Consider the following 14,151-nt stretch of genomic DNA (forward strand, 5'->3'; position numbering starts at 1 on the left):
GCTTTAGAATTAATCTAAATGGAAGGCCAAAAAATTTTTACTGGTCTTTGACTTCCCCAAAGAAAGTAATTTGATAGCTGTGAACCTTGTAATTGTTGCCCAGTAAGGGTTTCAGGTGTGCTATCTGGTCGGCTGGGATGTCCAAAATCTTGCCCGATTTCACATCAACAAAGTGATGGTGTTCAGTCATGTTGGCATCGTAGCGGGTTCTTTCCGCCTCGGTCACAACCTCTCTAATAACGCCTGCTTGAACAAGTGTATTTAGGGTGTTGTAGACGGTTGCGCGTGATAGAGCTACCGGCAATTTGCTTTCAACAGCTTGCAAAACCTCATCAGCAGTAGGATGCGAGTGGGTCTCCAACATGTATTTGGCGATTACAACCCTCTGCGGCGTTGGTTTTACGCCGTGTTCTATAAGGATGTCTTCTACTGAGGATAATGTCATCTTGGTCTCCTTAGGATTTAGAATAAGTCTAAACTGAGACTTTGTCAACCCTGGGTGATTACATTTTCATTTTCATAAAAATGGGCTCTGGAATGGTTTTTATGATGAGCATTATCCACTGCCAAAACCAAGGGGTGTAGACGACCTGTTTGTTTGCTTTCAATGCTTTGACGATATCTTGAGCAACGGCTTCCGGACTTGCAACCAAGAACATTCCTTGACGGCCGTATGTCATTTTTGTGTCTACAAACCCAGGCTTAACGGTGAGTACTTGTACGCCGGATTTGCAGAGACGATTGCGCAGCCCTTGGAGGAAGAGAGCGAAGGCGCCTTTGGCAGATCCATATATATAGTTGCTTTGTCTGCCACGGTCGCCGGCTACCGAAGCTATGCCAATAATAAAACCGTGTCCCTGTTTTTCAAAATGATTAGCGGCGTGAGTGAGAATTGAAACGGCTCCAGTGAAGTTGGAGTCGATGATGCTTTTTGCTTGTTCAAATTCTGATTGTGCTTCTATTTGATCACCAAGTTCGCCAAAGGCAACGACCAGACCATCAAGTCCGTGTTTGCCGTTTTTGCTTTCAACTTGGATCAAGAGAGTTTCGTGTGATTTGAAATCAGATGCTTGAAAGGAGTGTGCTGTTGATTGTTGCTGGTAGCGGACGCTTAGATCGTTAGCGATTCTTTCTATCTCGGTAGGGGTGCGTCCGGCTACGTGTACATGCGCGCCTTGTTTTGCAAGTTCTTCTGCTAGCGCTCTGGCGATACTAGATGTTGCACCAAGTACAAGTATGGATTTGTCTTTTAAGTCCATTATCGAATCTCTAAGCGCTGTGATAGATGAGAGGAGAATGTGTTTTTTGGATCGTATTTTGCTTTGACCTTTTGCCATTCGTCAAAACGTGGATACATTTTGCGAAATCCATCTGCAGAAAGAAATGCATCTTTTGCTAAATAGATTCTGCCGCCGTAGTTCAATACAACGGATTCAAGTTCCTTGAGGAAATCAAATAAGCCATCTTTAACGGCGATGTCCAAAGTTAGCGTGTAGCCGGGTCTCGGGAAAGACAACCAGCCATCTTGTGGTCCAAATCTTTTCAATACTGCCAAGAAAGAACCCCAGCCGTTTTCGCTGGACAGGGTGAGCAATGTTTTCAATGCTTCGCGGCTGGTTTCTTCAGGAAATACCGTTTGATGTTGAATGAATCCTCTCTTGCCATAGAGTCTGTTCCAAGAGCCGATGGCATCCAGTGGGAAGAAGTAAGATTCGAAATTAGCGATACCTTTGTGGTGATCGCTCATTTGTTTGGCATAGAAAAGTGAATTGAAGGTGCCCATCGTAAATGGATTCAATAGCCAATCAGGAGAATCAATTGGTACTTGAATCTGGCGTTTTTCTTTCAGCGAAAGTGGATTGGATAAATGTTTGATTCTTTCGTCGTCTTTTGTAAGAGAGTTGCCTAGCATTAAAATACTGCGTCCAAGATCATTGCCGCGTGCCAGGCAGTCTATCCAGGCAACGGAATATTGATAGTCCTTTTCGTGTTGATCGAATAAGGACATAACTGCATCGAGATTCTTTGCCTTGATTTCAGTCTTTTCTACAAATACAGACTCAATGGGTTTGAGGGTCATCTGCACATCGGTGATGATGCCTGTTAGTCCCATGCCACCGACAGTTGCCCAGAAGAGATCGCTGTTTTGTTCTCGGGAGCAAAATACCTTTTCTCCGGAGGCAACAATTACAGTAAAACTTTTGACAAAATTGCAAAATGATCCATCGCGGTGATGATTTTTGCCATGGATATCTGCAGCAATTGCGCCGCCGACCGTTACGTATTTGGTGCCGGGCACCACGGCTGGAAACCAACCTCTTGGTGCAAAAATGTTGATTATCTCTTCCAGCGTTACGCCCGACTCTAAGTGTAAGTCGCCTGAAGTATTGTCGAATGAAGTGAAACGATCAAAGCGCTCCAGCAAAATGGTGTAGCCATTGTCGTTAATGGAGGCATCACCATAGCTCCGACCTTTGCCGCGAGCGATGAGCGTGTCAGAGTTAGCGTTCTTAACATAATTATCGACAGCAGACCAATTTTCAGGGCGCACGGTTTTAGCCTGCACGACCGGGTATCTGCCCCAGCCAGTGAGGGGTCCGCTGTTTACGGCTGACCATTGATTCTGCATAGCACGCCTAGAAAGTAGGGATACACTCCGCTAGCCGGACAACTATATCATTGCCATTAGGGTTATTATGTCGAATAGGGTTAATGAACGGCGAAAGGGATACAAGGCATGAGCTCGCGTTGGCGCGATAAAGCCTATAAGGCAGAAGCCGCCCTGGATGAGGGGAATCTCAACCAGGCAGAGAGTTTGCTGCACCAAGCTGTGGATGCTAAGGTGCTGGAAGGCTTCGAGGATATCGAGCTGGCTGAGCTGTTAAGCAAGTTGGCCCTAATTCATCTGGCTCAAGGTAAAGGCGATATGGTCGAGCCTCTTCTTAAGCGCTCCCTGAAGATTCGCCAGAGAGAAATGGGAGACGAAGCCCATGGTGAAGTGGTTTTGGCGCTAAATGACCTCGCGGCTTTTTACCATCGCGTGGGACAGTATGGACAGGCAGAAAAGCTTTACGTCGAAGCTCTGCAAGTACTTATTCAAATTTTCGGTGATGACAGCAATGCTTTAGTTGCGTGTCTTACTAACTTGGCACAGTTTTTCAGGCAAATTGGAAAGTACAAGGAAGCCGAAGAGCAATTTCGTAAAGCGCTTGAGATTTTGGAAAAAGGAAAAGGTGCTGATCATCACGAAGTTGGTCTGGCGCTTAACAACTTAGGCATGTTGTGTAAACAACAAGGCAGATTTGTTGAAGCAGAGACGTATTACAAAAGAGCCCTTGCGATATTCGAAAAGGGTAAAGGTAAATATTCAAAAGAAGAAGCTACGATGTTGAACAATATGGGTTTGTTATATTGTTCGCAAAACAAATTCATCGAAGCAGAAGTTGTCTTCTGGCGCGCAGTAGAAATTTACGAGAAGTCGCTCGGGCCAGATCATCCTGAAGTGGCAAAACGTATGGCAACTTTAGCTGGTGTGTATTTTGCTCTGGGCAATTACGAAAAGGCGTTAGGGCTTTACGAATGGGCGATGAAAACCATCGAAAAAGCCAAGGGAGCTGACGATCCAAGCGTGCAGAGATTGCATGCATGTGTGAATTTGTGTCAGCGGGCCATTCAAAAAGACGACATTAGTCACGAAGAAATTGGAGTCATCTGGCGCGGTTAAAGGTAATTCTTTTCTTTTTCCAATAGAATATTCAATGCCCCCTTTCGGCTGACAAATTAAAGTGCTTTTTGGTCAGGTAGTGATGAAGTATTCATCGGCAATATGGCTCAGCTGTATTGCTGTGATTTGTCTTGCCATCTGCCAGCCATGTTTTGCTCTCACTAATGAGGGCAGGGTTACCGAATACAGCTTTTTGCCTGAGCCATTGAAGCCGGCATATACGTTGAGCGAAGCGGTCAATGAGGCGTTACGGAATTTCCCGTCTATTCGTGCTGCCCGTTTTAAATTAAAAGCTGCTGCTGCCGAAATTACCCTAGCTAAAACTGAATACCTGCCGAATCTTGATGTGCTGGCTCAAGAGATATTCACCAGCCATAACATTGTCGCCGGCACAATCATTCCGCAGGTTTTGGATGTTATTCCAATTCAATCCGGAAGTGCATCAGGCAATACCGGAAAAGGTTATTTCTCATCTAACCAAGGTATAGGTGCGTCATGGTTAGCTCTGGACTTTGGACTTCGTCGAGCAAACGTCAAATTAGCACATGCTGCAACCACGCAAGCAGAACAGAGTTTAAAATTGACGGAATTGGATGTTGCTTTTCAAGCTGCAGAAAGTTATCTCGATATGATTGCTGCCGAGCAAACAATTAGAGCAGCGCGTGCCACAGTCGATCGAATGAAAGCAAATGTGTTGGCAATACACACGTATGTGGACAATGGTCTACGTCCTGGTGTTGATGCTTCAAGAGCCGACTATGAGCTTTCAGCAGCACGCATTGCGCTAATAGATGCAGAGCAAGCTACAGAATTGGCGCGCGTTGATTTGGCAGAAAAAATGGGAGTTGCAGGTACTTACGTCAATATCGATCCGGATCCAATTATTAGAGCGCCGAGTCCAAAGTTTGATGCCAGACCGGTTGAGTTGAGCAAGCATCCGTTGGCGCTCTTGCGATCATCCGTTGTCACAACAGCCACAGCTAAAGTTAAGGTGATTGATAAGACTTGGTATCCGCACCTTTGGTTGCATGGCAATTTCTGGGGTAGAGGTTCCAATGCTCCAGGCGGTGTCGGTACACCAATCGGTGGCGGCATATTACCGCAAGCAATGAATTACATGGTTGGTGCGTCTTTAAGTTTCCCAATTATGGATTACTTTGAAATTAAGGCTAAACGCAAAAACGCATTCAATGAAGAGTTAGCGGAGAAAGCTAACTTCGATCTAGCGATGCAGATACTTGAGCAAAAGGATGCGCGTGCACGTGTGCTTCTAACAGAAGCAAGACGCGTAGCTGACGAAACACCTATTATGGTCAAAGCTGCTCGTGAAAACGCTGTGAAGACAGTTGAAAGATACAAAGTTGGATTGGCAAACATCGTAAACGTGTCGGAAGCAGAACGCATTCTGGCACGTGCTGAGGTCGATGATGCTCTTGCCCAGGTTCGAGTATGGAAAGCAATTCTGGCTACAGGATATGTACAAGGTGATTTGCGTCCGTTCTTGAAGATAGTTAGTGCAGCGGAGGGCAAATACCGGTGAACCTCATTGGTGGATCGCTTAAACGACCAATAAGCGTTGTTGTTGCCGTAATATCCATTGCGCTTGTAGCAGTCATGGCTTTGCGCTCAATGCGTCAGGACGTATTTCCTGATCTGAATATCCCAGCCATTTATGTTATCCAAGGTTATGGCGGCATGGCACCAGACCAGATGGAGGGTTACTTAACTTCAGTCTACGAACTGTTTTTTTTGTATGTGCCTGGTATTGAACACGTTGAATCTCAGTCAATTCAAAACGTAGCGCTTATCAAAATTTTCTTCCAGCCTGACACGGATATGGCTGAAGCTATGGCGATGGTTGTGGCGATGAGTAATAGGGCCACCAGTCTTATGCCTGATGGAACACTTAACCCCTTCGTGCTGCGCTTTGACGCGGGCACGTTGCCGGTAGGAGAGCTTGTGCTTTCTTCGCCAACAGAAACCGTAGAAAAAATTCAGGATTTGGCTTATGTGCGAATTAGAACGCAATTAGCAACAGTGCCCGGTGCACAAGCACCACCTCCTTTTGGCGGCAACATTCGCTCCATTATTGTCAATGTGGATGCCGATAAGCTAAGGCGTTACAACATCTCTGGTAATGAAATTCTCAATGCCCTGGCCACAGGCAATAAAGTTATGCCGGCAGGTAATGTAAGAACTGGCGATTTGATGCGTATTGCTCCCGTAAATACTGACTTGCCTGATATTCACCAGCTTGACTATTTGCCTATACGTACAGGTGCTGGTCCACAAATCTTTATTCGTGACGTTGGGGAAGTAATTGACTCATCGGATATTCTTGCCGGCTATGCTTTGTATAACGGCAAACGGACTGTTTACTTGCCGGTAGTTAAAAAGGCGGATGCATCCACGGTGTCCGTAGTTAATGCTGTGCGCGCTGCTTTGCCGACTATGCAAGCTGTTTTGCCGAAAGATGTCACTATCAGCTATGAGTTCGACCAATCAAAGTATGTAAGAGCAGCAATTGACGATGTTCTTTACGAAGGACTGATGGGCACTATCTTGCCCGGCTTAATGATCCTGCTTTTCTTGAGAGACTTAAGAGCAACGCTTATTGTTGTAACGACGATTCCATGTTCGCTGCTTGGTGCCTCCGTTGCGCTTTGGGCAACAGGGCAGACAATCAATATTCAGACGTTGAGTGGCTTAGCTTTGGCGATCGGTATTTTGGTGGACGAAGCAACGGTAAACATTGAGAACATTCACACGCACCTTGGGCGTGGCAAGCCGTTAAGTAGAGCCGTGCTTGATGCAGGTTCAGAAACCATGGTGCCCCGTTTGTTGGCCATGTTATCCGTGATTACTGTTTTCATTCCGTCCTTTTTCATGGTTGGTATTACCAAAAATCTTTTTGTGCCGCTTTCTCTAGCGGTAGGCTTTGCCATGTTCTGTTCGTTCCTTCTATCTAGCACATTGGTGCCCGTTATGGCTGTCTGGATTCTTAAGCACAAGAAGGAAGAAGACGAAGAGAAAGGATTAATGGCGAAAATAAGACACTCATTGGGTAGGTTAGTGGAAGCAGCTATGCCGGTCCGCCCTATCGTTATTGGTGTTTATTTGGCAGTTTGTCTGGTCATCATTGGCATCCTGTTTACTAATATCGGCCGCGAGATGTTTCCGCAGGGTGAAACAGAAGAATTTCGTATTCGAATTACAGCACCTACCGGTACACGCGTCGAAACGGTCGAACAAATTGTTACTAAGACAGTCGACATTGTGAAAAAGGAAGCCGGACCTGGAGTTGTGGAAAAAACTTTGGGTTATGCAGGACAGCAACCACCACAGTTTGTTATTAGCTCAACCTATTTGTGGACATCCGGCCCGCATCAGGCGGTTATGGATTTCAAATTGGCCAAAGGTGCTCATATTGATATGGAGCCCTTTAAGGAAAGACTGCGTAAGCACTTTAAAGAACAGCTTCCTAGCGTACTCTTCTCATTTGAGCCTGGCGACATCGTTAACCAGGTAATGAATATCGGATCAACTACACCAATTGGTGTCATTGTTCGTGGTCACGATCTGACAGAAGATCGAATTTTTGCTGAGAAGATAATGCGCGAAATAAAGAAAATCCCTTACATCAGGGATTTGCAGTTTGCGCAGCCTCAAGAGTATCCGACGTGCGAAATCAAAATTGATCGTGAGTTGGCTGGACAGTTGGGATTGACGCCAGTGGATATAGGCTATTCACTGCAGCCGGCATATTACTCTAGCCGCTATGTTCTTAAGAGTTTTTGGAAGGACAGAAACAGCGGTGTGTCCTACCAGATCCAGGTGCAGGTCCCGCAGGATCAAATTCAATCTAAGTCAGACATTGAAAATTTCCCGGCGATGAACAATCCTAAATTGCAACATCCATTGATTGCTGATGTGGCAAAGGTTGTTTATGGTACCTGTATTGGCGAGTATGATCGCTACAACATGATGCGTATGGTCGGCTTAACGGCCAACATCTACGGTAAGGACATGGGTACCGTCGGCGACATGGTCAAGCAGGCTGTCGACCGCTGCGGCACTCCACCAAGAGGCGTATACGCCGACGTTAAAGGACAAATTCCAATTCTTAAGTCGACATTTGATCACTTATTTACCGGTTTGGCACTTGCGGTAGTTGTAGTTTTCTTGATGTTGACCGGCTATTTTCAAGCACCAAGACTAGTGATTGTGGTTCTTTCAACAGCTCCAGCAATAATTGCCGGTATTTTGATGATGCTTACTATTACCGGAACAACACTGAATGTGCAGTCATTCATGGGAGCGATCATGGCAATTGGGGTTGGAGTGTCCAATGCTATTTTGCTTGTTGTATTTGCCGAGAAGAATCGTTACGAAGGTATGCAAGTTGAGCAAGCGGCTATTGATGCTGCCGAAAAGCGCATGCGCCCTATTATGATGACGTCATTTGCTATGATTGCCGGTATGGTGCCGATGGCGCTAAGCGATAGCCAGGGAGCTTCTCTGGCGCGAGCAGTTATTGGTGGACTGGCTATGTCCACATTGACCGTGCTGACTATACTGCCGCTTTTCTTCGCGACAATCCAAGCTAAGTTACCTCTTACATCTCCGTCCCTGCACCCTGACGATCGTGGTGAATAAAATGCCCAATTTCAAAATTCCAGACAAAGTAAAAGAGAAACCATTGCAATCAGGCGCTATTGCCGTTGCAGCTTTGATAGTGGCTTTTATGTTTTTTAAGTTTGGCGTTCCTGCCATTGAGAGTTTCTTCGTGCACAACCAAAAGGAAGAAGCCCAAGGACCGGTTGATGTGCCTGCAGTAACCGTAATTTCACGAACGCTTGAGCGAGTCGATCAGTTGCCTGGTGAAATACATGCCTACCAAGACGTAGCTATTTTCCCGAAAGTGCCGGGCTTCATCAAATGGATAGGTGTCGACCGCGGCTCCATAGTTAAAAAAGGCGACTTGATGGTTGTTATGTATGCGCCTGAATATTTGGCCAGGCGCAACGAAGCCTTATCGGCTTTTTCGCAAGCAAAGGCGCAATTACAAGAAGGCATTTCCCAATTGCAAAGCGCCCGCGCGGAATGGCGCCAAGCTAAAGCGCAGCTTCTGTCGGATGATTCAACTTACCAACGTGTAAAGGCTGCGTCTCTTGTGCCTGGTGTTGTGGCTAACAACGATGTAATTGTTCTTGGTCAGACGGTAGATGTTGATCGCGAAAATGTAAAAACATGGGAGAGCAAGGTGCTCGCTGCTGAATCACAAGTTGACGCTCTCAAAGAAAATGTCAAAGTTGCTCAGCACGGTTTTGAAAACTACAAAGACTTCGCTGATTATTTAAACATCTATGCTCCTTTTGATGGCTATATCACCAAGCGTGACATGCATGTAGGCAGCTTCGTGGGACCGTTGGGTAATGGTGCTTATCCGGAAATAGTGAGAATCCAACAATTGGATTTATTGAGAATCGTCACTCCTGTTCCTGAAATAAATACTGCCGGCGTTTTGCCGGGAGCAAAAGTTGAATTTACTGTCTCAACTTTCCCAGGTCGTCGTTTAGTTGGAACTGTAGCAAGGTTGGGTAATTACCTTGAGCAAAAGACAAGGACCATGCCTGTTGAGCTAAACTATTTCAACCCTGACTATAAAGTGCTTCCAGGAATGTTCTGTGAGGTATATTGGCCGACACGCAGACCAGAACCAACTTTGTTTGTACCTATTACATCGGTCGTATCAACGACGTTAGATACATTTATCTGCCGAATTAAGGGCAATGATATTGAATGGGTGCCTGTAAAGAAAGGCGAAATCATGGGCGAATTTGTGGAAATATTTGGCGATGTTTACGCCGGAGAAGTTGTGGCGCAATACGGAAGCGACGAGCTGCGTCCTGGACAAAATGTAAAGCCGGTTTTAGTCGCACAAAAAGATGTTAAACGAACAGAGCGCCCAACGTATCACTTGCATGCACAATAGTGAAGTCGCCAGGATTCTTGAGTGGTTTGGGTAGGAGCGCATTGCATGCGCCCTTGATACAGACACTTATTGTGTGGGCGGGACCTGTACTTGCGCTTCTGAAAGTATGTTTGCTGCGCGAGCTTCCATTTGGTCCGCTTCTGAAGTCTTGTTCAGTTTACGCAGAACTTTTGCATAGTCATTTAAACACGCGGCCAATAGCGGGCTTCTGGATCCCAGGGCTGCCTCGGTGCTTGTTTGTGCTTGTTTGTAATAACTCTCCGACTGGTCTAATTGATTCGCTCTGAAGTAGAGATAGCCGAGATTGTTCAAAATTTTAGCTGTTTCAAAATTATTGTTGCCGAACGATTTTTGGCTGGCGGCTAATGCTGACTTCAACACTTGCTCAGCTTGGCTGAAATTACCGAGTCCTTCGTAAGTGTTTGCCAAATCGTTTTGCAGTTTGAGGACGAGTAAATTGTTGCCGCCGTAAAGTCCTTGATATATCGAAAGTGCGCGCGTAAACAACGGCTCTGCTTCGGCGAATTTCCCTTGGCTTTTATAGAGCATGGCTAGATTGTTCAAATCCGCTGCAACGGCTGGATGATTAGGGCCAAGGCTTTTCTCATCAATTTCGATCAGCCGTTTATATAAAGGCTCCGAATCAACATAGCCACTTTGTCTGTAATAGACATCAGCTAATGTGCTGAACATGGGCGTTATTTGATAGTCGCGTAGACCAGATGTATGCGACTCACTCATGAGTTCCGGCGCTTCATTGGCTTGAGAAACAGTAGTTTTTTGGCTGGTCTCTTCGATTTGAGTTTGCCAAGCCGATTCTGGAGTTGCCTTTTTTGGTTTTGTTGACTGGCTGGAAGAATTCAGCAGAATTTTTCTAGCTCTAGTTTCTAAAGCCTCCGCTTCTGAATCTCTCCCTAGTTGTCTAAGAAGGCTTGCATAATCATTCAAACATTTAGCTACATCCGGATTGTCTGATCCCAAAGAGCTTTCCAAAATAGCCAGAGCCTTTTTGAACGAATCTTCAGCATGAGTTAAGTCGCCCTGACGTGTTTTAGCGGTGGCTACTCTTTGTAGACTCTTGGCTGTGACAACATCCTTTGGTCCAAAATTCTTTTCGTTGATGGCAAATACTCGGTTGTATAAAGCCATTGCTTTGTTTTGATTGCCTTGTGATTCATAGGTTGAAGCCAAAGCAAGCATTGTTGGAATTATTTTTGGGTTGTTTGCACCCAATGACCCTTCGAGGATATTTAGTGAGCGTGAATATAGCTTTTGCGCTTCTTCGCTTTTGCCGGTCATTGAATAAACATTTGCCAGTCCATTTAAGGCAGATGATAAATCCAACGCTGAGGCATGTTGTTTTTCTGCTTGCGTCACTGCCTGTTGATATAAGTTCGAAGCCTGTGAATATAGTCCTTTATTCAAGGCGTTGCTTGCCTGATTTATTATCGAGGCGTTGTCATCGGCGGCCCAAGCATTGCCTGCCACAGTTGCTAGATAGAGACTTATGGAAAGGGCGAGGATTTGTTTACACGCTGACATGTGATTTATCTCAATTCTTGGTCTCGGGACACGCTCGATCTGCGCAAGCCGCGCGGGGACTATGTTAATGATACCCCAGCTAACCGAAGCATTAGGAAATCAAACTGTTGTAAAGCAGGATTAATGTAATGAGATCGCCAATTTGATTTGATTGGTGTGGAGTCTCAATTGATCCATCTTGTCAAGGCGGGCATAGAATAACCGTGAGCCTTTCGACGGCACCAGTTTTAGAGCAAACTTCCAAAATCAAAACAGCCTTTCCGCGCTGGTCTAATTTAGACTGGAGAATTTTTGCAGTTGTAGCAATTGGCGCGATACTTCTATTTTTTCCTGCGCTTGGTTTGATGCCGATTATGGATCCTTCTGATGGATATTATTCAGAAGGGGCTCGGGAAATGTTTGAGTCCGGCAATTATTTGGTTCCGCATTTAAACTATGTGCCCTGGTTTGAAAAACCAATTTTGATTTACTGGCTAATTTCACTGAGCTACAAGATTTTTGGAGTTACTGAATTTGCCGCGCGCTTTCCTGCAGCATTGAGTGCAACTGCACTGATTACTCTTTCTTATCCACTTAATCGCCAATACCTGCGCCGCCGTGCCGCACTTCTATCTACTCTGGTTTTGGCGTCATCTGCTCTTGTATTGCTCATAGGTCATATTGCTGTAACTGACATGCCTCTGTGCTTGCTGTTTTCTATGACAGTTGCTTGTTTGTTTTTGACCATTACCAAAAACATCGGTTGGACCAAATGGCTTGCCTATGTTGCTTTGGGTATTGCTGTCTTATGCAAAGGACCGATGGCCGGTGTTCTTGTATTTGTGTCTTTGTTTGCCTATATTGGCTTTACTTCGCGCAGTATCAGCGCTGCATGGCAATCAGTTAGAAAGCTACAGTTGATTTACGGTGCACTTATTGTTGCGGCAATTTCCTTGCCATGGTTTATCGCTGTGACAATTGCCACGAATGGTGAGTTTTACCAAGAGTTCTTTATTAGGCAAAACATCGGACGTGCATTGGGCACCGTCAACCACCAAGCAGGACCTTTATATTATGTTCCTGTGTATTTGGGTGGCTTTTTCCCTTGGTCGATTTACTTGCTGGCGTTTATTCCGTCAATAATTGCAGCGGTGAAACGAGCACGTCTCAAATGTCGTGAAATGAGCATGCGCAGCCAATTGATTGTCCTAAGCGCCTTGATTGCCGCTTGGATGTATCCATTTTTTACTATAGTCTCGGCGAAGTTGACGACTTACATTTTGCCGATGTTTCCAGCTATGGCCATTTTGGTCGGCACATCGATGGACCTTGCTTTGCGTCGCAATAAAACAAAGTTGATGGCGGTAATTGCTGCTGCATTAACGGCTGTGATGGGTGTAGCTTCAATTGTTGCCCCAATGAAAGTTGGTGGCCTGCACGGATATGAAGCGGTCCTAGCCGCTGCTGGACTTTGTATAACAATGGCATTCCTTACATGCACCGTTTTGTTTTTGCGCAAGCAAAACGCATTTGCTGTTTGGCAATTGTCCATATCCTCTGTAATCGTTGGTGCTGTGCTCGTGCCTCTAGGCTTGAATGTTGCTTACGATATGAAAATGGGCGACTATCATTCATTCGTACGCATGTTAAGCGACGCGCATATCGTGCCGGCTGTGTGTGGTCGAAAATCGCCATCAGCTAATTTCTATCTTCGCCAGCCTGTAACCATCATCGAGAAAAAGAAAGAATATATTTCTTACGTCAACAACAGCGACCCAACAAAGCCGTTATGGATAATCATGGCCCAAGACAGAATCCCGTATCTAACTGAAGCCAATCGCCCCGGACACGTTGTGGAAACCCGCGGTAGATGGTCACTAGCTATTGTCGAGCCGGCTAAGTAAGCGATTGCTCTACATTCAAACCTAGGGTAAACCCGCTTACAGAAATTCGTAAGTGGCCTGTCAATGGTACAAGCGAGTCTTGTATGAGGGGTGGGCCATGAATCCTTTACGAAATATATTTCTGGGAATGTCTAGAATTCCCTTGCCGGTGATGTTGCTGGCCATTGTTGTTTTAGCAATAGGAGTGACGACGCTCATTGTGTCTTATGTGCATGAGCAGGAGACGAGGACAGCTGAGGCCATTAGAAAGGCTCAGCAGGCAGAGCAGGGTGAGCTCATTAGGGTTGTGAAAGCAGTAAAAGATATCCCCGAAGGTTCGGCAATTACATTTGAAGCTTTAGAAGAAAAGGAAATTCGTGGGCATTACGCGCAAGGTACATTAAACAACGCGTCTTTAGCTGTAGGTCGTACCGCAAAGTATCTAATTCCTGCCGGAAATCTTGTCAGCTTTGGTGATTTGGCTCCTGTTGATCAATTGATTGGAATAGAAGCACGATTGAAAGCAGGCTATCGCGCAGTAACGTTCCCCGTAGACTCCAGCTCTGGCGTCGCAGGTTTTGTTGCTCCAGGTAGTCGTGTTGATATTCTGGCTTCTGCTGGCTCTGGTCATGAGACAAGTACGGGTTGCATTTTGTCTGATGTTGAAGTGATTGCTGTTGGTGATACAACGGAAAGAGCAGCCAGCGGCACCACTTATCAGGGCAACACTATTACAGTCGCAGTCTCAACCGCAGACACCACCAAGCTCATAAAGGCGCAAATTGCTTCCGGTAAACTCTACATGGCGTTGAGAAATCAAAAAGATCATGCGCCTATTCGAGTAGTAGATGTAACGTCGTTGTATAAGCAACCGGTTGCCGAAATTAACGTGCCTGTAGTACCTCTTATTCCGCCGCCGCAAGAAAACCTAGTGCGGAATGCTGATGTGCAAACCCCGTCAAAGGATTATTCCGTTGAGATAATTTCTGGAACGCGCAAAGAAATTATGTCTGTGCCGGCTATTTAGT

Annotated in this window: 10 protein-coding genes; 6 read left to right on the forward strand and 4 right to left on the reverse strand. The window is 45.7% G+C overall.

The genetic code is table 11. The annotated features are described in order from the left end of the window. Nucleotides 1-37: 37 nt before the first annotated feature. From K2Y22_07785 to K2Y22_07795, 3 genes are read right to left on the reverse strand one after another with little or no spacing between them, the layout of a single operon-like run. A complete protein-coding gene (locus tag K2Y22_07785) occupies nt 38-445 on the reverse strand; it encodes a transcriptional repressor (protein ID MBX9878345.1) in 408 nt (135 codons plus the stop codon). Nucleotides 446-503: 58 nt separating this feature from the next. After that, nucleotides 504-1,259: an SDR family oxidoreductase gene (locus tag K2Y22_07790; GenBank protein MBX9878346.1), complete on the reverse strand. Its 756-nt coding sequence runs from the start codon at nt 1,257-1,259 to the stop codon at nt 504-506. Beyond that, nucleotides 1,259-2,629: an FAD-binding oxidoreductase gene (locus K2Y22_07795; protein ID MBX9878347.1), complete on the reverse strand. Its 1,371-nt coding sequence runs from the start codon at nt 2,627-2,629 to the stop codon at nt 1,259-1,261. Before K2Y22_07795 ends, K2Y22_07790 begins: the two co-directional genes overlap by 1 nt. Nucleotides 2,630-2,737: 108 nt before the next feature. Here K2Y22_07795 and K2Y22_07800 point away from each other — a divergent pair, with 108 nt between their 5' ends. The 4 genes from K2Y22_07800 (at nt 2,738) to K2Y22_07815 (ending at nt 9,719) form a co-directional block, all read left to right on the forward strand. After that, nucleotides 2,738-3,724: a tetratricopeptide repeat protein gene (locus tag K2Y22_07800; GenBank protein ID MBX9878348.1), complete on the forward strand. Its 987-nt coding sequence runs from the start codon at nt 2,738-2,740 to the stop codon at nt 3,722-3,724. A gap of 79 nt (nt 3,725-3,803) precedes the next feature. After that, a complete protein-coding gene (locus tag K2Y22_07805) occupies nt 3,804-5,264 on the forward strand; it encodes a TolC family protein (protein ID MBX9878349.1) in 1,461 nt (486 codons plus the stop codon). Then, nucleotides 5,261-8,380 (forward strand): efflux RND transporter permease subunit, encoded by a 3,120-nt coding sequence (locus K2Y22_07810; protein ID MBX9878350.1) that lies wholly within the window; start codon nt 5,261-5,263, stop codon nt 8,378-8,380. The genes K2Y22_07805 and K2Y22_07810 overlap by 4 nt, the downstream gene beginning before the upstream one ends. 1 nt (nt 8,381) lies before the next feature. Further along, nucleotides 8,382-9,719 (forward strand): efflux RND transporter periplasmic adaptor subunit, encoded by a 1,338-nt coding sequence (locus K2Y22_07815; protein MBX9878351.1) that lies wholly within the window; start codon nt 8,382-8,384, stop codon nt 9,717-9,719. A gap of 66 nt (nt 9,720-9,785) precedes the next feature. Here K2Y22_07815 and K2Y22_07820 read toward each other — a convergent pair whose 3' ends face one another. Next, the gene (locus K2Y22_07820) at nt 9,786-11,261 is read right to left on the reverse strand and encodes a tetratricopeptide repeat protein (protein MBX9878352.1); all 1,476 of its coding nucleotides are present in this window, start codon (nt 11,259-11,261) and stop codon (nt 9,786-9,788) included. A gap of 203 nt (nt 11,262-11,464) precedes the next feature. Here K2Y22_07820 and K2Y22_07825 point away from each other — a divergent pair, with 203 nt between their 5' ends. Further along, a complete protein-coding gene (locus K2Y22_07825; GenBank protein ID MBX9878353.1) occupies nt 11,465-13,144 on the forward strand; it encodes a glycosyltransferase family 39 protein in 1,680 nt (559 codons plus the stop codon). Between the two features lie 97 nt (nt 13,145-13,241). Beyond that, nucleotides 13,242-14,150 carry a Flp pilus assembly protein CpaB gene (gene cpaB, locus K2Y22_07830; protein MBX9878354.1) on the forward strand — a complete coding sequence of 303 codons (909 nt, stop codon included), beginning with the start codon at nt 13,242-13,244 and terminating at the stop codon, nt 14,148-14,150. Nucleotide 14,151 lies beyond the last annotated feature (1 nt).

The sequence above is a fragment of the Candidatus Obscuribacterales bacterium genome, assembly GCA_019744775.1.
Lineage (GTDB): Bacteria > Cyanobacteriota > Vampirovibrionia > Obscuribacterales > Obscuribacteraceae > SBAT01.